This window comes from Curtobacterium sp. MCLR17_034, from assembly GCF_003234485.1.
GTDB lineage: Bacteria > Actinomycetota > Actinomycetes > Actinomycetales > Microbacteriaceae > Curtobacterium > Curtobacterium flaccumfaciens.
The window spans coordinates 185,318-204,072 of the sequence record NZ_QKTH01000002.1; the positions used below are offsets into that span (position 1 = coordinate 185,318).

The 18,755-nt window shown below is 65.2% G+C and carries 18 protein-coding genes; 12 read left to right on the forward strand and 6 right to left on the reverse strand.

Annotation, left to right across the window (positions count from 1 at the left end):
• Nucleotides 1-8: 8 nt before the first annotated feature.
• The 5 genes from DEI98_RS03385 to DEI98_RS03405 all read left to right on the forward strand — a co-directional run bounded on the left by DEI98_RS03385 (nucleotide 9) and on the right by DEI98_RS03405 (nucleotide 5,664).
• Nucleotides 9-956 carry a hypothetical protein gene (locus tag DEI98_RS03385; protein ID WP_111099901.1) on the forward strand — a complete coding sequence of 316 codons (948 nt, stop codon included), beginning with the start codon at nucleotides 9-11 and terminating at the stop codon, nucleotides 954-956.
• The gene (locus tag DEI98_RS03390) at nucleotides 937-2,436 is read left to right on the forward strand and encodes a sugar transferase (RefSeq protein WP_258370727.1); all 1,500 of its coding nucleotides are present in this window, start codon (nucleotides 937-939) and stop codon (nucleotides 2,434-2,436) included. Before DEI98_RS03385 ends, DEI98_RS03390 begins: the two co-directional genes overlap by 20 nt.
• A 63-nt stretch (nucleotides 2,437-2,499) precedes the next feature.
• Entirely contained in the window at nucleotides 2,500-3,786 is a 1,287-nt protein-coding gene (locus tag DEI98_RS03395) for a lipopolysaccharide biosynthesis protein (protein WP_111099902.1), read from the forward strand.
• 764 nt (nucleotides 3,787-4,550) lie between these two features.
• The gene (locus tag DEI98_RS03400; protein WP_111099903.1) at nucleotides 4,551-4,859 is read left to right on the forward strand and encodes a glycosyltransferase; all 309 of its coding nucleotides are present in this window, start codon (nucleotides 4,551-4,553) and stop codon (nucleotides 4,857-4,859) included.
• On the forward strand, nucleotides 4,846-5,664 hold the full coding sequence (locus DEI98_RS03405) for a glycosyltransferase (RefSeq protein WP_111099904.1): 819 nt from the start codon (nucleotides 4,846-4,848) through the stop codon (nucleotides 5,662-5,664). Before DEI98_RS03400 ends, DEI98_RS03405 begins: the two co-directional genes overlap by 14 nt.
• Here the strand turns inward: DEI98_RS03405 and DEI98_RS03410 are convergent.
• From DEI98_RS03410 to DEI98_RS03435, 5 genes are all read right to left on the reverse strand, one after another.
• Entirely contained in the window at nucleotides 5,600-6,910 is a 1,311-nt protein-coding gene (locus tag DEI98_RS03410; RefSeq protein ID WP_146243398.1) for a hypothetical protein, read from the reverse strand. The genes DEI98_RS03405 and DEI98_RS03410 overlap by 65 nt on opposite strands.
• Nucleotides 6,894-8,027 carry a glycosyltransferase gene (locus DEI98_RS03415; protein ID WP_181437911.1) on the reverse strand — a complete coding sequence of 378 codons (1,134 nt, stop codon included), beginning with the start codon at nucleotides 8,025-8,027 and terminating at the stop codon, nucleotides 6,894-6,896. The genes DEI98_RS03410 and DEI98_RS03415 overlap by 17 nt, the downstream gene beginning before the upstream one ends.
• 5 nt (nucleotides 8,028-8,032) lie before the next feature.
• Nucleotides 8,033-8,893, reverse strand: coding sequence for a glycosyltransferase family 2 protein (locus DEI98_RS03420; protein ID WP_111099907.1), 861 nt, complete (start codon nucleotides 8,891-8,893; stop codon nucleotides 8,033-8,035).
• Nucleotides 8,890-9,471, reverse strand: coding sequence for a DapH/DapD/GlmU-related protein (locus DEI98_RS18990; protein WP_111099908.1), 582 nt, complete (start codon nucleotides 9,469-9,471; stop codon nucleotides 8,890-8,892). Before DEI98_RS18990 ends, DEI98_RS03420 begins: the two co-directional genes overlap by 4 nt.
• A 767-nt stretch (nucleotides 9,472-10,238) precedes the next feature.
• On the reverse strand, nucleotides 10,239-10,748 hold the full coding sequence (locus tag DEI98_RS03435; RefSeq protein WP_181437912.1) for a DapH/DapD/GlmU-related protein: 510 nt from the start codon (nucleotides 10,746-10,748) through the stop codon (nucleotides 10,239-10,241).
• Nucleotides 10,749-10,975: 227 nt separating this feature from the next.
• Here DEI98_RS03435 and DEI98_RS03440 point away from each other — a divergent pair, with 227 nt between their 5' ends.
• The 5 genes from DEI98_RS03440 to DEI98_RS03460 all read left to right on the forward strand — a co-directional run bounded on the left by DEI98_RS03440 (nucleotide 10,976) and on the right by DEI98_RS03460 (nucleotide 17,050).
• Nucleotides 10,976-12,244 (forward strand): glycosyltransferase family 4 protein, encoded by a 1,269-nt coding sequence (locus DEI98_RS03440; protein ID WP_111099910.1) that lies wholly within the window; start codon nucleotides 10,976-10,978, stop codon nucleotides 12,242-12,244.
• Nucleotides 12,241-13,269: a GDP-mannose 4,6-dehydratase gene (gene gmd / locus DEI98_RS03445; RefSeq protein WP_111099911.1), complete on the forward strand. Its 1,029-nt coding sequence runs from the start codon at nucleotides 12,241-12,243 to the stop codon at nucleotides 13,267-13,269. The genes DEI98_RS03440 and gmd overlap by 4 nt, the downstream gene beginning before the upstream one ends.
• Nucleotides 13,269-14,240: a GDP-L-fucose synthase gene (locus DEI98_RS03450; RefSeq protein WP_111099912.1), complete on the forward strand. Its 972-nt coding sequence runs from the start codon at nucleotides 13,269-13,271 to the stop codon at nucleotides 14,238-14,240. Before gmd ends, DEI98_RS03450 begins: the two co-directional genes overlap by 1 nt.
• Nucleotides 14,241-14,605: 365 nt before the next feature.
• On the forward strand, nucleotides 14,606-16,096 hold the full coding sequence (locus DEI98_RS03455) for a DUF4012 domain-containing protein (RefSeq protein ID WP_181437913.1): 1,491 nt from the start codon (nucleotides 14,606-14,608) through the stop codon (nucleotides 16,094-16,096).
• 390 nt (nucleotides 16,097-16,486) lie between these two features.
• A complete protein-coding gene (locus tag DEI98_RS03460; RefSeq protein ID WP_111099914.1) occupies nucleotides 16,487-17,050 on the forward strand; it encodes a hypothetical protein in 564 nt (187 codons plus the stop codon).
• A gap of 69 nt (nucleotides 17,051-17,119) precedes the next feature.
• Here DEI98_RS03460 and DEI98_RS03465 read toward each other — a convergent pair whose 3' ends face one another.
• Nucleotides 17,120-17,584, reverse strand: coding sequence for a VanZ family protein (locus DEI98_RS03465; protein WP_084740580.1), 465 nt, complete (start codon nucleotides 17,582-17,584; stop codon nucleotides 17,120-17,122).
• Between the two features lie 259 nt (nucleotides 17,585-17,843).
• Between DEI98_RS03465 and DEI98_RS03470 the strand changes: the two genes are divergently transcribed.
• Both DEI98_RS03470 and DEI98_RS03475 read left to right on the forward strand, forming a co-directional pair.
• Nucleotides 17,844-18,173: a hypothetical protein gene (locus DEI98_RS03470; protein WP_071248415.1), complete on the forward strand. Its 330-nt coding sequence runs from the start codon at nucleotides 17,844-17,846 to the stop codon at nucleotides 18,171-18,173.
• Nucleotides 18,174-18,274: 101 nt separating this feature from the next.
• Nucleotides 18,275-18,604: a hypothetical protein gene (locus DEI98_RS03475; RefSeq protein ID WP_217499688.1), complete on the forward strand. Its 330-nt coding sequence runs from the start codon at nucleotides 18,275-18,277 to the stop codon at nucleotides 18,602-18,604.
• Nucleotides 18,605-18,755: the final 151 nt, after the last annotated feature.

Genomic DNA, 18,755 nt, shown 5'->3' on the forward strand with positions numbered 1-18,755 from the left:
CGAGGGACATGGACACTCGCCGGGGGACCCGAAGCCTCGGTCGTGCACTGCCGAAGACCACGCTGATCACCGTGGCCGTCGTGGTGGTGGCGCTGATCGTCATCGACGTCGTGCTCGTCGCGCTCGCCCTCGGTCGCACGGCACCGGAGGAGAACGGCCCAGCCGGTCCGATCCCCACCTTCACCGGCTCACCCGACACGAGCGAGACGCCGCGGGCGAGTGCGTCCGCTGACGCAGACGCCACTGCGACCAAGCAGCAGGGTCGCCGCCTGTTGGCAGCGGTCGACGGCCAGGAGGCGTGGCGCGCGTCCGGTGGGTCGTGCGGCGGCCCGCGGCCGGTGCTGGAACACTCCGTGGACGGCGGGGCGACGTGGGTCCCGGTGGGACTCGGGACGGATGTCGGATCGCTCATGGCGATCCGGGCCTCCAGCGCGGAGCTCTCGGTCCTGGCGGGCGTCGGCGACGACTGCACCGCGACCGCGCGGACCAGCACCGACGCCGGCGTAACGTGGGAAGCCGCGGCGCCCGGCGCCGCTGGCGCCGGCATCAGCACCGACGGTGTCGTGCTCGCGAGCGGGACGGAGCAGGCGCCGTGCGGCGACCCGATCGACGCGTTCCAGGGCGAGAAGACCGCGGTCGTCATCTGCGACGGCCAGCTCGAGTGGCGCACCGGCGACGCCGCGTGGGTCGACGTGCCGATGGGCGGCGTCCGTTCGATCGGCGTCGACGGTGGCAACTACACGCTCGCCCGCGTCGGCGCGGCAGCGTGCGACGGCGTGCAGATCGAGACCATGTCCGCGTCGGACGTGACGCCCTCGTCGTCCACCACGCCGATCGGCTGTGCCGACGGCGCGGACACGGACAACACCGTCACCATCGACCGTGCTGGCCAGGACGTGTGGCTGTGGGACGGCACGACCGTGCGGGTGTCGTCGGATGGTGGCGCGACGTGGTGACCGGGTCGTCCTCGTGACGGCGGATGCGCTCCGCGCACCGCGCGCCGTCGGCGCCACCGACGAGTGGAGCCGCACGTACTCGCGCCTTGTGCTCTTCACCGATCTGCTGGCCCTGATCTGGGTCGTCTTCGGTGTGCAGATCGCCTGGCTCGGACTCAAGTCGAATCTGGCGACCAACACCGCCGACCTGCGACTGAGCTACTTCGCCATCTCCATCGTCGTGATCGTCGTGTGGATGAGCGCGCTCGCCCTGTACGACACCCGGGGTGCCCGGGTGATCGGCGTCGGCAGCACCGAGTACCGCCTGGTCGCGGACTCCAGCGTCCGGGTGTTCGGCCTGCTCGCGATCGCGGCGTTCCTGCTGCACGTCGACCTGGCCCGCGGCTACGTGCTCATCGCGTTCCCGATCGGGATCCTCGTCCTCCTGCTGTCGCGGTGGATCTGGCGCCAGTGGCTCGTGGCACAGCGTCAGCAGGGCGCGTACTCGGCGACCGTGCTGCTCGTCGGCTCCCCGGCCAGCGTGCTGCACATCGGCCGCGAACTCGCTCGCTCCCCGGAAGCCGGCTACCGCGTGGTCGGGGCGGTCGTGTCGACGAACCACCGAGGTCTGCTGACGGGGTCGACCATCCAGAGCCACGGCGGCTTCGACGACGTCGGCTCCGCGCTGCGCGAGACCGGCGCCGACACCGTCGTGATCACCAGCTCCGACGACCTGCCGCCGGAGCGCGTCCGCGAGCTCAGCTGGTCGCTCGAGCCGGGCAGGCAGCACCTGGTGGTCGCGCCGAGCCTGACCGACATCGGTGGTCCCCGCATCCACACCCGGCCGGTGCAGGGCCTGCCGCTCATCCACGTCGAGACGCCGACGTACTCGGGGCGCAAGCTCTACACGAAGCGCGCCTTCGACCTGGTCGGCGCGGCGCTGCTCGTCGTCGTCCTGTCGCCGCTGCTGCTCGTGCTCGCCGTGCTGGTGACGACCACCTCGACCGGTCCGGTCTTCTTCAGACAGGAGCGCGTCGGCCTGAACGGCACCACGTTCCGGATGATCAAGTTCCGCTCGATGGTCGTCGACGCCGAGCAACGGCTGCAGGAGCTCAGCGCGCTCGACCGGGCCGAGGGCAACGACGTCCTGTTCAAGATGCGGAACGACCCTCGCGTCACCCGGGTCGGCGGGTTCATGCGCCGCTACAGCCTGGACGAGGTCCCGCAGCTGTTCAACGTCCTGGCCGGCAGCATGTCCCTCGTCGGACCCCGACCGCCGCTCGCACGCGAGGTCGCCCGCTACGACAACCACGTCCACCGTCGGTTCCTGGTGAAGCCGGGCATGACCGGCCTGTGGCAGGTGAGCGGCCGATCCGACCTTTCGTGGGAAGATTCCGTGCGGCTCGATCTGTACTACGTGGAGAACTGGTCGTTGTTGGCCGATTTTGTGGTCTTGTGGCGAACGCTCAAGGTGGTGCTCGCGAGTGATGGAGCGTATTGAATCCATTGAGATCTCCCGGCCCAATCGTTTGAGGCATTCGGAGTCGGCACTTTGATCCGCGCAATGTTCTTATCCTCCGGTGCCCGCGCGCTCGGGCTGCCTGTGACGGCGTTGGCGGCCGCACTGACTACCTTCCTGATCGTCGACTCCCGGGGAGCCGCTGCGTACGGCTACGTCATGTTGGTCGGCTTGCTCTTCCAACTGATCCCATTCGCGGACCTCGGGATGGGTGCTGCAGTCACCACGACCGTGGCGCTCAGTGGTCGGGGTGAGCGGGACCAGGAGCGCGCAGACAATACGATCCGAGCTGCGTTCTGGTTACTCGTTGCTTCCGGCTGCGTGGTCGTTCTTTTGGCGCTAGTGCTGAGTGTGGGCGGGGTATGGGGGCACCTGCTTCAGCTGCCGACCGAACTTGTCGAAGAAGCGCAGTGGTCGCTCTTGATCACTTTCGTACCGTTCGCCGTCTCCCTCCCCCTCGGGATCGGGCAACGAATCCTGCTAGGGCTCGGCAAGAACCACTACGTGAATCTGATCTCGGTCGGTGGTCCGCTCGTCGCGCTCGGTGCGACGTGGTTGCTCCTACACGCGAGCGCACCATCGCTCTATCTTGCGGTCGCGACCCCGCTCGGCGTGCTGACGGTTTCCGCCCTGTGTTTCTTTGTCGCGGCACGGAACTACCAGCGCCCTGTTCGAGGGCTACTCAACCTCTCGCGCATCCAGAGAAGGACCGTGCTCGAGGTCTGGCATTCGGCTGGGCCAATGCTTGTGATAAGCATCGCTGTTCCCATCGCGCTTCAGAGCGATCGGCTTGTGCTCGCGTGGGTCTCCAACGGGCACGAGCTCGCGAGCTACTCGGTCGGTGCTCAGTTCTACACCCCGACGTTCTCTCTCATCTCCACGGCTGCAGTAGCTCTTTGGCCGATCTTTGCGCGTGAGACCACCAACGCCCTTCGGCAATGGCGCCGTGCGCTCCTTGTACTCGTCGGAATCGGTGCCGTGGCAGGTGGGCTGTACGTTCTGCTCATCCGACCCGTGGCGTCGTTGGTGACGAAGTCGGAAGTGCCCGTGGAACTGCCGCTGGCCGTCGCCTTTGGTGCACTCGTCCTGATTATGGCGGCTCACCAGCCGTCCGCGATGATGCTGACCACACCTGCAGGCCTCCGTTTTCAGGCAATCTGTGTGGTGCTGATGTTGCTGCTCAACCTGCCCCTCTCCGTGTATCTCGCGTCGGTCATGGGAGCTCCAGGTCCGATTTGGGCGTCCGTGATTTCGGCGGCGCTAGTTCAACTTCTGCCGATCGGCCTTCGAGCTGCGGATTACGCGCGCAAACGCGCCGAATCAACGGAGTGACCTTGAGTCAACGTTCAAGCCGTCCCGTCAACATCTACGACCCGAACGGGGTGAATCCGTACGGTAACGAGCTGGCGCTCGTATTTCATGCACTGGGGAGGGGTGTCGAGCATTGGGTTCCGGCATCAAGGGACTACCCGAGCGCAAGCCGAGTCCGAGTGCGGAGCGAACTCGGTGGACCGGTCGGAGACTCTCGTCGTCGATTCAGCACGGTCATGCGGCGTCTCATCTCACCGGTGCGGGCGGTGCTGTTGGCACCTCGTGATTCACCTGTGGTGGCGGCGTGGACCGTGGACTCTTGGGATACGTTGCTACTGGGGGCAAGATCGCTCTTCAGCGACAAGGTGTTCGTGGTTTTGCACAATCCTCGTCAAGTTCGGGCGCGTGCAGGAAGACGGTGGCGGCTAGAGCGGCTGGTCCTTCGCCGATCGGTCATATGCCTTCATTCGGCTCGCTTATCAGACCTAGCCGCCGTCGATTACCCACGCCGTGTCGTAACGCCTCACCCGCCCTACCTGAGCGTGGTTCAGTCGTCACCGCAATGGAGTGCGAACCGTGTCGCCGCTCGCGATGGGCTACCGCGTATCAGTTTCATCGGTGACCCACGGGTGGACAAAGGGGTTGGGGATCTCGAGAAGATCGCTGAGAGAGTCGGAGTTCGCTTCGACCTGTGCATCCTGAGCTCGAAGCGGCTGCCAAGCGGTATGGCGGACCGCATACGGGCCAGGGGTCACGATGTGACGGAGATGGCAGGAGGGGGAAGTGTGAGCGATGAAGACATCGTCTCGGCACTTCTGGAGTCTGTCGTGGTCGTCGCGCCGTACAAGACGGTAACCGAAAGCGGATCTATCCGACTGGCGACTGCGGTCGGTGTCCCGGTGGTCGCGTACGACACGGAGGGTGTCCGAGAGATTCTACCGGGTGATCAGTTGGCGAATGACGTAGCTTCGCTCTCGAAGCTCGTTGAGGAGCGGTTGGTCGACCCGACACTCCCGAGCGGACAGCTGAATTTGTCGGTGCAGTTCCAGCGAGCCGTGGCAGCCTGGGAGAGGATTTTCGATGGCGACCGCTGAGCGACCGCTCTTAAGCATCATCATCGCCACCTACAACGCGAGCGAGTTCATCGACAGAACGTTGCTGTCGGTGGCGAAGCAGGACCTTGCAGGCTACACGGTCGAGATTCTGATGATTGACGGCGCATCCACCGACGACACGGTTGAACGCGCTCGTGCGTCCGGCCTTCCGGTCACCATCCGGAGCGAACCCGACGAAGGCATCTACGACGCGATGAACATCGGTGCCGAAAGGGCATCTGGCCGCTGGTTGCAGTTTCTCAATGCCGGCGACGCCTACACGCATGCGGATAGCTTGAAAAAAGTTCTTCACGTCCTCGATCAAGTCGATCCGAGAGATGTCCCGTGGGCTATTGCGGGAGCCCAGAACCTGCAAGGTGGAGCGGGCCCTGCTCGAACCATCGAGAACCTGCCCTACAAGCGATGGAGGCACCTCTTCGGCCTTCAGCCGCACTGTCATCAAGCGTGTTGGTTCTCAACGGATCGGCTTCAGGCTCTCGGAGGACATCGGTTGGACATGGGTATAGTGGCCGACTACGACCTCATCGCGCGATTCGGCTCGGTCAACAGTAGGCCGGCCTCAGTGCCCGAGGTCATCATCGACTACCTTGGCGGGGGAGTCTCGGAAGTGTCGGCAGGCGAGATCGCTGAGCGGCTCCACGAGGCGCGTTCCCGCCGTTTCCGCCTGGGACGGCTCATGCGGACGGCGGACAGTTGCGTTTCCCGCCTCATCGGTCTTATCAACGGCGCGAGGGTAGGAGTCGGGAGGTTCCGGCACCACCTGCGTGCTCGGCACGCTGGATGAGGGTTCGCGGAGTGCGACTCTGAGCAGCGGTCGCAAGAACGGCGACGCAAAAGACGGTCTGATAGAGGTTCGAACCGATCGGGGAGAAGGCGAGATTCCACAGCGCAATCACGCTGAGGAAAACAACAAGCGGGTTCGACATCGAACCGGACGCACTCGCCGTCAGGCTCCGTGCCGCGAAGAAGGCCAAGACCAGTGCGAGGATGATCCCCGGAATCCCGAAGCCGACCCACAAGTCGCTCGTGATCGAGTGCAGCTTGAAACCGGTCCCGAACAGGTATTCCCGCACGTACTGCCCAGTCAAGTCGAGGCCGCGGCCGGTGAGGCCTTGTTGCCCAATTGCCACGTCGGCTGCAGTGGGGAGAACCCCCGGACCGTATCCAACCGGCCGGTGGAGGAACAGCGCGACTGCTGCGCCAGATTCGCTTCGGCCCGAGGTGAGCACCGATCCTGAAGCCTGCAGCTGGGCTGTCGTGACGATACGGTTGCGCTCCCCCAAGTACCCGGCGAGGGCGAGGGCGACGCCGGCTGAATACACGACGGCGCCTGCGATGACTAGACCGGCGACGGCCATGATCGAACGGACCGGCGTCCGTCGGTGCCGGGCTCTTGGCATCATGACCACGATCAGGACGATCGCGACGAACCCGAAGTAGCTCCTGTCCCCGGCTGTGATTGCGATGCCGGCGATGAGGGCGAGCGCAGCGAACGTGGGGACCAAGGACTTCGAACGCGAAGTGAGTGCCAGGAGGATCACCGATACCGGGAAGGCGAGTCCGAACTTCCAGATATTCCCCTCCCACGTCCCCGGAGACGCGAGCACCTCGACGATTGATCCGGCCGCGAAGGCGATAGCAAGGTCCGAGACCGTGATGAGTCCGCGCGTCCAGACCACGGTCGGAATCAGCACATAAACCGCGCAAGCAAGCGAACTCACTGTCACCCAGAAGTAGCTGACGTTGACCAGGTGGTCTTGCTGCGCGAACGCGGTCAGGATGAAGCCTGAGACGAGCGTGAGCAAGGTGATCAGGCCGAGAAGCTTGAGGTCCTTTTGTCGGCCGAGGGTCCGGAGGGTGACCGGGAGGAGAGGGATCGCGAGAAGGAATCCCCACGAAAGAACGCTCGACGCGAAAGGGACTCCGACGTGGATCGGAAGCAGGAAGACGAGTGCCCGGGCTGCCAACTTTGACCAAGTTGATTCCGCGTCGATCCTGCCGTTCGGTGTGGGGTCAAGCAACGTGAACACCCGTCGTCTTCTCGATAAGAGTCACCCATCGTCGTGCAACGGCTTCCCAGCCGAACTCTGCACTGGCCACGTCGAAGGCTGCCGTCCGAAGCATCGGTTGTGCCTCGGTGGAAAATGCTCGGACGAGTTCAGCGATCTCGACCGCGTCGGGCGATGCAGCTAACTTCACGGCAGGCGAGTACGAGGCAACGGAAGCGGCCTGCACATGCTCGCTTGCAACGACCGGGACGCCGTGGGCCAGGGCCTCGGCAACGACGATGCCAAAATTTTCGTCTTCGCTGGGCAGGATGAACACGTCGGCGCTCTCGAAAACCCTGCGTTTCGCGCTCCCGGTCACTTCGCCGACAAAGGACACCTGGTTCTCGAGTGACTTGATTTCGGTTAATCGCTTCAGCTTCGCCAGCTCACCTCCGGCACCTGCGATGACAAGTTGCGCATCAATGCCCATCGACTTCAGCTCGCCCACCACGAGGATCGCGACATCGATCCGCTTCTTCTCTGCGAGTCGACCCAGCGTAAGGAGGTGCAAGGGGGCTGAAACGTCGCGGAGTCGCGGAGGCCCGACCATGGATGTGCCCACCCCGCAAACTGTGGCGGGCACGTCGCTCAGTACCGTGGCAGCTTCCGCTGCTTCTGTGCTTGACCCGACCGCTAGAGCACGCACGGTCCGCTTAACGAGAGGTCGGAACGCTTTGCGGAACCAGGACTTCTTGGCACTCTTCCTCGATGTTTCGTAAGAGGTCAGCGCGCCGTGCGGCATGAGGATCACGGGTTTACGGAGCAAGAACGCTGCGGCTAGGACCAAAGGGATCCAGGCCAGGTAGAAGCCATGAACGATCACCGCGTCGCTCATTCGCAGGACACGGAGGACAGTGGTCCACGAGACGGTTTCTGAGTCGCTGACGCGGCTTCGCCACTTCAGCTGGCGCGGCCTCGCACGATCGTCTCGAGATTCTGAACCGGACAGATCGTCCAGCACCGAGGAATCTCGGTCGCCGTGCATCCAGAAGAGGTCGACCCTCACTGCGCCGGTCGCGTTGAGAGCTCGATTCAGTTCGAATGCGTTTCGGGACGGGCCGCCGTTTGAAGTGGCGAGCGTGTCGCAGATCTGGAGCACTCGCATCAGTCAATTCCCCGACTTACACGCTCGAGCTCCCGAGTCTTCAGGCCGATCTGCCAGTAGTACGACGAAAGAGCGAACGCATAGTCGAACCCTGCGCGTCCATCGAGGAAACCGGCGCGAAACAAATACGAGTACAGGAAGAACGCGGCCGGCTTGAAAGGCACCCGGTCGAAGAGCCGCCCCTGCCGCGACCTCCGTTGCGCGACAGCCGAGCGAACGTCGCTCTGCAGGCGAAGATGTGCTTCCCAATCCGAGTAGCGATTGTGGCGATCGAACCAGCTGCTGACGGGATCGCGATCGTCATGCAGAATGGCGCCTGTTAGCCGCCCGATCTGGCCATCGACCACAGGTTGGTAATGACCTTCCACTTCTCGGATCCCGGGAACGTGCTCGTCACCCACATCGGGAAAGCGGCACTTCCCGGTGCGCAAAAGCGATCGCTTGGTCACTTTGTGTCCATGACGGAGGACGGTTCCAGCAAATCGGTACCGGAGCGGCAGATCGTAGGCGCTGTAGGTGCTGGAATCTGTCCTGAGTATCTGTTCGAGCTCGGCGTAAAGATCTTCGGTAGGTGTCTCGTCGGCGTCGAGGAGAAGGATCCATTGGAGCTCGGTGTCGACATGGTCGAGCGACCACTGCTTCTTTTTCGGATACTGGCCGTCCCAGTCGAACTGAAGTACCCGTGTGCCGTGCGCTTCGGCTATCTCGGCGGTTCGGTCCACGCTTCGTGAATCGACGACGGTGACTTCGGCAAATCTCTGAAGGCTCGAGAGTGTTTCCCCGATCTGAGCCTCCTCGTTCTTCGCGAGAACGATCACCGAGATCGGCAGGAGCGCGGTTGACGGTCGGGAGGAGCTCATGCTCGGGTCTCGGTTTCTGATTCCGTGGCGGAGTCGAGTGGCCGTATGAGGCGGGCCGGAACCCCCGCGTAGATGGAGTCGTTGGGGATGTCGCTGGTGACGACTGCGCCGGCCCCGACAACACAGCCCGAGCCGATTCTCACGCCTGGAAGAATTGTGGCACGAGATCCAACCCATGTGCCATCACCGACAACGATCGGGTGAATGACCGACTCGCCCGCTCGTCTCGTCGATTTCCCGAGCCGATGTGTTGCCGTTGTGAAGAGGACCTCATGACCGATTGCGCAGTCCTCTCCGATCACGATCTGGTCGGAGAGGTCGAGATAGATTCCCTCGTTGAGAAAGGTACGTGCGCCAACACTCAAAGTGGCGCGCCCTGCGATAGTGACATGGGCGTTGATCACCGCGGTGCGGTTGATTCGATTCCCCAGTGCCCCCAACGCACGAGAGCGGAGGAGGCGAGGAAACGTGCGTTGCCTGATGATGTGGTGCACCAAGCCGAAGGTTGAAGCCACAAACGCCTCTTCAAGCAAGGTCGTCAACGCTGCGACCTTGTTGCTTCGCAAGCTGCTGCTCATCGGTCTCCCTCCGGACGGGAGAAGCGCCAGCCCACTTGGACGGCCGGATTGCCTCCGTAGATGGCGTTCTCTGGGACGGTCGAGCTGATGAGAGTCATCGGGCGGACGAGGGCAGATCTTCCGATCGTCACTCCACCGGTCACCATCGAACGTGCGGTGATCCAAGCACCGTCAGCAATGACTATGGGTTTCGTGAGTAAAGCCATATCTCTCCGATGGGCGTGACTCCCGGTCGTGATGAACGTCTCCTGGGAGATCACGACATCGCGCCCGATGCTGACTTCGGCTTGATTATGGATCCACACGCCCTCGCCGATCCAGGAATCAGCGCCGATGCGGAGCTTCCATGGGAAACGCACCCGCGTTCGTGGCCGAAACACGACACCAGACTCGATCTTGGCTCCGAATCTTCGGAGCGCCCAGACCCGCAAACGAGAACTGATTTGCCAAGGATTGGTGACGAGAAGAAGCTCAACAACTGACCAGAGGACCACCAAGGGCAGCGGTCGGTCCCAGGACGCCCGCTCGCCGGGAGCCAGCCTGAGCGGGACGACGGGGACGGGCTGGTCGTCCAGAGGTTCTGACGCTCGTTCCACTACCGCTCCTCGGATAATCCCCGGCAACCGAGGCTCGGGCGCCCCACGTCAGCATAGTTCGAGTGAGGCTCCGTCGAGTGGACCTCGCCTACGCCCGGCGTTGGACCCGGCGGACGTCAGAACTGCCGGTTTGGCCGTGTACGGCGGCGTAGGCCGGAGCATGAGCCCGCGTCACCACCACCATGCCTTGCGCTTCGCCGGCGCCAGTCGGTAGGTCTTCGGCTCCGCGCGTTGGCGGAGCTTGCGAGCGGGAACGCCCCCGTACAAGCCGTACGGTGCGAGGTCCTTCGTGACTACGGAACCCGCGGCCACAACAGCACCCTCTCCGATCGATACGCCCGGGAGGACTGTGACCCTCGTGCTCAGCCAGGCGTGGTCGCCGATGTTGACAGGAGCAGAAACGTAAGCGAAGTCGGGTGAATCCCAGGCGTGCTGCGCGGTCCAGATGTGGACCTGCGTCGACAGGTTGACGTCGCTGCCCAGCGTCAAGCCTCCGCGAGCGTCAAGGATCGCCCCGTCGCCGACGCTGGTGCGCGCCCCGATGGTCAGGCGACGTGCTGATCTGATCTGGAAGCCGTGGTACAGCGTTGCGCTGCGATCGATGTCCGCACCCCAAGCGCGGACGGCACCAACTCTTGCGATGTGGAGCGGCAGGAGTGCTGCGATCGCGAGTGTCGACATCTCGAGGTTCCCGAGACGAGACCCAACGAAGGACCGCAGACTCATCGGACGGTCAACATGATCAACGCTTGTCCAGCTCGGTCCGACATGGCGTGACCGTACCAGTGAAGCGGGTGCCCTGGAAGTCAACTTCGCCCGTCACCGCAGACCAGCCGGAGAACGTCAGCGGCGCGTTCACTCCTTTTCCCACTTCATCCAGGTGATCAGGCAACTGTTATGTTCACCTAGTGAAGCCGCCACCCTCCGTCCTCCTGGTCGGATTGAACTACTCGCCTGAGAGCACGGGGATCGCCCCCTACTCGGCCGGCCTGGCAAGGGAGCTCGCTGCTCGCGGTTGGCGCGTTCGCGTGATCACCTCTTTCCCTCACTACCCACAGTGGGCATTCCGCGGAGGTCGTCCCCGTCGTGCAGAAGAGAGCGTCGAGGACGAAGTGCGAGTGGTGCGTCGTCGGCACGAGCTGCCTCGCAAGCCGGGAGGTGTCGCCCGCGCCCTGTCGGAACTGTCGTTCGGCTTCGCATCGCTCACCGCTGCGTCCGGGCGCCCCGACGTAGTCGTGCTCGTCTCTCCGGCGCTGATTTCGTCTGCGCTCGCCCTCGTGAAAGCCAAAGTGATCACGCGACGGCCAGTGGTTGTGTGGGTTCAGGATCTCTACACGCTCGGCGTGAAGGAGCTCGGTGATAAGCGATCACACCTTTCCGGGCGGGCCATCGCGGCCGTCGAAAGATGGGTCCTGCGTTCCTCCGACAGGGTCGTCGTCATCCACGAACGCTTCCGCGACACGGTCATGCAGGAGTTTGGCCTCCAGCGGGATGCGGTTGCGGTTGTGCGGAACTGGTCTCATCTCGCCGACGTCGCCCCTCTGGACCGGCATGAGGCTCGTGTTGCGCTCGGCTGGGACCCAGAGCACTTCGTCGTGTTGCACGCGGGCAACATGGGTTTGAAGCAAGGCCTTGAGAACGTCGTAGAGGCAGCCCGCCTCGCGAGCGCCCGGAGCAGTGCGGTGCGCTTCGTGCTCCTCGGCGACGGCAACCAGCGAGAGCATCTCGCGAAACTCGCAGCGGATGTCCCGGCGCTCTCCATCATTGGGTCGCTGCCTGACGATCAATTCCGTCAGGCCCTGGTGGCCGCCGACGCGCTCCTGGTGAACGAGAAAGGCGGCGTCGAGGGCATGGCCGTGCCGAGCAAGCTCACGTCGTATTTCAGTACGGGTTTGCCAGTGATCGCGGCGACAGATCGCGGCAGCATCACCGAGAGTGAACTCCGGATGGCAGAGGCCGGGCCTGTCGTCAAGGCTGATGATCCGCGAGCACTGCTCGATGCAGCTGATTCGCTGAGGGCGGATCCTGACCTCGCGGCCAAGATGGGGGAGAACGGGCGACGCTTCCGCTCCACTCAGCTCGATCCACGAGTTTCGTTCGATAGATTTGCTCAGCTACTCAGCGCTCTGGCCGCAGGTCAGCAGGCATCCGCATCGAGCGAATCGGGGAACGATTGACCAAGCGCGCGCTCATCACGGGCATCACTGGACAGGATGGCTCGTACCTGGCCGAACTGCTCCTTCGTAAGGGGTACGAGGTCCACGGACTCATCCGTCGTGCGTCCACGTTCAACACGTCGCGGATCGACCACCTGTACGTGGACCCGCACAACCCCGATGCCAAGCTCTTCCTGCACTACGGAGACCTCGGCGACGGCGCGCGGCTCGTCAGCCTCCTCAGTGAGCTGAAGCCCGACGAGGTCTACAACCTCGCGGCCCAATCGCACGTGCGGGTGTCGTTCGACGAGCCGGAGCACACCGGCGACGTCACGGGTGTGGGCACGATGCGCATGCTCGAGGCGGTCCGGGTATCCGGGATCCACACGCGCTTCTACCAGGCGTCCTCCTCTGAGATGTTCGGGGCCACCCCGCCGCCGCAGAACGAAGAGACGCCGTTCTGGCCGCGTTCTCCGTACGGCGCCGCGAAGGTCTACAGCTACTGGGTGACGCGGAACTACCGTGAGGCCTACGGCATGTTCGCGGTGAACGGCATCCTGTTCAACCATGAGTCGCCGCGTCGCGGCGAGACGTTCGTCACCCGCAAGATCACCCGCGCGGTGGCTCGGATCAAGGCTGGCCTCGAGGATCACGTGTACCTGGGCAATCTCGACTCCGTCCGAGACTGGGGCTACGCCGCCGAGTACGTCGAGGGCATGTGGCGGATGCTGCAGGCCGACGAGCCCGATGACTTCGTCCTGGCAACCGGTGGCGACTTCACGGTCAAGGACTTCCTCGTCACCGCGTTCTCGCACGCCGGGCTGAACTGGGAAGACCACGTGCGCTTCGACGAGCGCTACCTGCGACCGAGCGAGGTGGATGCCCTCGTCGGCGACGCCTCGAAGGCCAAGGAGAAGCTCGGCTGGGAAGCGACGGTCGACACCGCCGAGCTGGCAAGGATCATGGTCGACGCCGACATCTCCGCCCTCGAGCACGAGGGCCGTCCCTGGATCGACACCGTCCGTCTCGAGAGCTGGGGTTCCTGATGACCACGACCGACTTCACCCCCGGTCCGATCGATCGAGCTGACCGCGTCTACGTCGCGGGACACCGAGGCCTGGTGGGTTCGGCGGTGTGGCGCAAGCTCGAGTCGGAGGGCTTCACCGACGTGGTCGGGCGGACCTCGTCCGAGCTCGACCTGAAGGACCGCGGCGCGGTCTTCGCCTTCTTCGCTGACCAGCAGCCGAAGCACGTCGTACTCGCCGCCGCCAAGGTGGGCGGGATCATGGCGAACAACACCTACCCGCACGACTTCCTCAGCGAGAATCTGCAGATCCAGGTCAACGTGATGGACGCCGCGGTGGAGCACGGTGTCGAACGGCTCGTCTTCCTCGGCTCGTCCTGCATCTACCCGAAGATGGCCGAGCAGCCCATCCACGAGGACGCACTACTCACGGGCCACCTCGAGCCGACGAACGACGCCTACGCCATCGCAAAGATCGCCGGCATCCTGCAGGTGCAGGCCGTCCGTCGGCAGTTCGGCCGTCCGTGGATCTCGGCGATGCCGACCAACCTCTACGGCCCGGGCGACAACTTCTCGCCGACCGGTTCCCACGTCCTGCCGGCCCTGATCCGCCGGTACGACGAAGCAGCTCGCAGCGGGGCGTCGAGCGTGGAGAACTGGGGGACCGGTTCACCGCGTCGCGAGTTCCTGCACGTCGACGACATGGCGGCTGCGGTGTTCCACCTGATGGAGCACTACGACGGTCCTGACCAGGTCAACGTCGGGACGGGATCGGACGTCACGATCAAGGAGATCGCGGAGACGATCGGCAAGATCGTCGGCTTCGAAGGCGAGACGATCTGGGACACGACCAAGCCGGACGGTACGCCGCAGAAACTGCTCGACGTGTCGAAGTTGGCGGATGCGGGCTGGACGGCACAGATCGGCCTCGAAGACGGGCTCCGCAGCACCATCGACTGGTACCGGGAACACGCGGATTCCGTCCGTCAGTGACGGGTATCGGACACACTGAACCGTAGGATCGCCTCATGTCCGACGCGCCCGAGTCGCGACGCACTGCAGTTCACCGGGGGTCCAGGGCCCGGATCGTTCTGTGGGTCGTCCTCGCCCTTGTCCTGCTGCTCATCCTCGCTGTCGCCTGGGTGGGGATCCGTGCGTACCTCGCGAAGGGGCATCTGGAACGCGCGGTCGGTGACGTGGACACGCTGCGGTCACAATTGACCGGTGGTGACCCTGCCGCGGTTCAGAAGACAGCGGCGCGTCTCGAGGACGAAGCTGCGTCGGCGCGCTCACTGACAGGTGACCCGGTGTGGGGCGCAGCACAGCACGTGCCGTTCTTCGGGACCAACCTTCGCGCGGTGCGTGACGTCTCCGTGATCGTCGACGACGTCGCGCAGAACGCGGTCACACCGGTCGCAGGGGTGGTCGGGAAGCTCGGGTCGGACTCGTTCGCCCCGAAGAACGGCAAGATCGACCTGCAGCCGATCGAGGACGCGCAGCCTTCGGTCGCCAAGGCGACCAAGACGCTCGCCCGCGCGCACCGCGACGCCGAGGGGATCGACGTCAGCGGCACGTTGTCGCCGGTGACGACCGCCGTTGCTCAGTTGCGGAACGCGTTGTCGTCAGCATCCGAGCAGGCGGTCGCAGCGAACCGCATCGTGCAGCTCGCGCCGGCCATGCTCGGCCACGACGGCGATCGGAACTACGTCCTGCTGTTCCAGAACAACGCCGAGCTGCGTGCCGGCGGCGGGATCCCAGGGGCCGTGGCGCTCCTGCAGGCGAAGGACGGGGCGATCAGCCTCGGGAACCAGGCATCGGGATCGTCGTTCGGACCGTACGAGCAGCCGGTGCTGCCGCTGACGGCGGACACGCGGGGTCTCTACGGCGAGATCACCGGCGAGTACATGCAGGACGTCACGCTCACGCCGCGTTTCGACGTGTCTGCGAAGCTCGCGCGCGAGATGTGGAAGCAGAAGTTCGGGCAGCAGACGGACGGCGTCCTGGCCATGGACCCGGTCACGTTGAGCTACATCCTCAAGGCGACCGGGCCGGTGCAGCTGCCGACCGGGGACACCCTGACGGCCGACAACGCGGTCAAGCTGTTGCTGAGCGACGTCTACGCGAAGCACCCGGACCCGGTGGTGCAGGACGCGTTCTTCGCTTCCGCAGCCAGTGCGGTCTTCGAGAAGGTGTCGTCCGGCGGGTTCGACGCGAAGACCTTCGTGTCGGCGCTGACGCAGAGCTCGGGTGAGGAACGCCTACGAGTCTGGAGCGCCGACAAGTCCGAGCAACGTCGGATCAGCGGCACGCCCGTGGCCGGGGAGCTCCCCACCGCAACTGCAGACTCTCGCCAGTTCGCCGTCTACCTCAATGACGGCACCGGCTCGAAGATGGACTACTACCTCGACAAGCGTGTCTCGGTCGGTAGCTCGGTGTGCCGGAAGGATGGACGGCCCACGTCCGTCGTCCAGATCACCATCAAGAACACGGCACCGGCTGACGCGGCGACGAGCCTGCCCGAGTACGTCACCGGTGGGGGGAACTTCGGTGTGGAGCCGGGCAAGATCAAGACGCTCCTCGCCGCCTACGCACCGGAGAACGCGATCTTCCTCGGCGCCACGAAAGACGGCAAGACGACGCCGGTGCAAACCGCGACCGACGGTGGGCACCCTGTCGCGCAGCTGCAGACCCTGCTCGCGCCGGGCGAGAGCCTGACGTACCGCGTGGCGTTCCTGGGCGAGGCGAAGTTCGCCAGGGCGCCCGTCAGCGCGACCTCGACCCCCGGCGTCCGCTCCACGAAGACCCAGCCGCTGACGTTCTCGTGTGAGGACCCGCTCGCGGCGGGCTGACGAGCACCCACTCCCTCGAAAGAACCGTTCAGCGCGAACGGCACGCCCCCACTCCGGGGGGCGTGCCGTTCGCCTGTCTGACCGCAAAGACTCTTGATCCGGCACTCAGGGCGACGGGCTCGCCCACGATTGGCGGGTTGAACAGGGGTTTCCCCGGACCGTGTCCGCAGAAAGGTCGACACGAGAGTTGTCCGGGCTCAGGGGGTCGCGGTGAACACATGACGACCAGTGACCAAAATCCGAACAATCTGGCACGTCACTGTGAAAACCCGCTAGATTGAGGGAACTTCGCCATAACACCCGCCATAACCATGGCCTGGGTTCGGGCCGGCGAGGAAGCGGGCTCTGGGTGTCAGGGTCTGGAAAATCAGATCTTTAGGGGAACCATTCATGAAGAAGCTCATCGCAGCGGTGGTGCTGGCTGGCGCCGCACTGCTCGCCACTCCGGCCGTCGCCAACGCCGCCGGTTACACGCCTGACTCCGACGTCTCCGTCTCCGGCTCCGCCGTCGCCGGTGGCACCGCCGCCGTGAGCTTCACGCCGGGTGCCTTCCAGGACAACGAGACCGTCAACGTCCAGGTCACCGGTGCCGGTGCGGTCACGCTCGGCGCGCTGCCGACCACGACCGTCTCGAAGTCCTACACGGCCGCTGCGGATGGTTCGCTCGTCGTCAAGGTCACGTTCCCCCAGGGCGCCTCGGGCACCTACAACCTGACCGCCACCGGCGCCACCTCGGGCGTCGTCGGCTTCGCGGCCTTCACCGTCGCCCCGGCTGACGCTGCTGCGGTTCCCGCAGCTGGCGCCGGTGCTGGCAACGGCACCGACGGCACGCTGGCCTTCACGGGTTCGACCGTCTCCGCCCTGGCCCTCTGGGTCGCCGGCGGCGCAGTCGTCCTCGGTGGTGGCCTCCTGCTGGTCCGCGGCTCGGTCCGCCGCCAGCGCGAGTCCGTCTGAGTCTCGACACACTGAACGAAGCCCCCGGAGCATCTGCTCCGGGGGCTTCTTCGTGTGCGGAGGACGTCGTCAGCGACGCCGGGCCGCCCGGCTGAGCAGCAGCACACCCACCACGGCCCCCAGGAGCGCCCCCACGCCGTTCGCGACGACGTCGTCGATGGTCGCGGTGCGGGCGGGGAGGAACAGCGCCTGGCCGGTCTCGATGCACGTGCTGACGACGAGCCCCGCGGCGATGGCGGCCCACCACCACCGTGCACCGGCGAGCAGCACCACGAGCAGGCCGAGCGGCACGAAGTAGACCACGTTCGCCAGGGACTCCACGGTGGCGTAGTCGATGCGCTCCGGCAGGCCGTGCCGGTGCGCGGCAGCGAGGACACGGGTGAGCCACGGGGCCCCTGCGGCGTCGACGGGGGAGCCCCAGAACCCGACGAGCGCCAGGGCGACGCCGTAGGCGATCGCCAGCCCCGTCGCGAACCGACGGCTGCGCCAGGTGGCCGGGGCGCGGTCGTCGACGCGGGGCTTGTCAGAGGTCACGTGCCGACGCTAGCGAGTCGCGCCTCCAGGCAGGTGTCCGCACCATCTCGTCCCCCGATCCCGGCAATCCGGAAAACGAGTACCCCGATCCTGGCGCTGTACCCCGGAAGTGCGACGCACCTGCCCGGAAATCCGGGGCTGCCCGATGGATGGCATTGACGAAACCCGTGAATCGACGGGCCTGGCTGGCGATCCCCTCGGCACTTCTCGTAGCGTTCTGGTGTCAGCAGATGTACCCCGGATCGTGAAGGAGAGCGACATGAGCATCACCGTGAACAACGCGACGCAGGCCGAGGTCACCCTCGACACCGACACCGTGGACACCATCGCGATCCTCGAGGCCGATGCAGCCCTCTCCTCGCGCCCCAAGCGCGCCAAGGTCACCTGGGTGCAGGAAGACCAGGGCGAGTGGATCGCCGGCTACGGCGGGTACTTCGGCGGCAGCGTCGACAAGCGCGACGACCGATACGTGGCCTCCGACACCTTCGGGCTCGTCGTGGGCGAGTTCTCCTCCCTCGAAGAGGCCCAGACCAAGCTCGAGGACCAGCTGCACGTCATGCTCCCGCCGGTCATCCGGCCGGTCGAGTGACGACGACGGACACCAGCCCCACCGGCGTCGAGCGCGACGCCCGCACCACCCGGAACCACCGGCACCACCCAGTACGCAGCACAGCACGAAGGAGCAGCACCATGAGCACGACCGTCGCCCACCGCCAGCAGGCCGAGGTGACCCTGGACACCCAGACGATCGAGGTCATCGCCGAGATCGAGGCCCAGGTCGTGGCTCCCGTGCAGGCAGCCCCCGTCCGCATCTCGTGGGCCCAGGCCGACACCGGCCTGTGGGTCGCGAACTACGGCGGCTACTACGGCGGCACCGTCGACCGTCAGGGCACCCACTTCTTCGTCTCCGACACCTTCGGTGAGTACGTCGGGGACTTCCGCTCGCTCGACGAGGCGAAGGCGCGCCTGTCCGAGCGCCTGCACGTGCTGCTGCCGGACGTGATCCGTCCGACCGCGTGATCCATTGCTGATCGCTCGCTGATCCTCGAACCCCTGCCGGCCTGCCGGCGGGGGTTCTTCCGTGCGCCCGGGGCGCGAACGGGTCGCGACGGCGGACCGAGACGTGCCGGATCGCCGCGTACCCCCTGAACGAGTGGTCCCCCCTATTGGG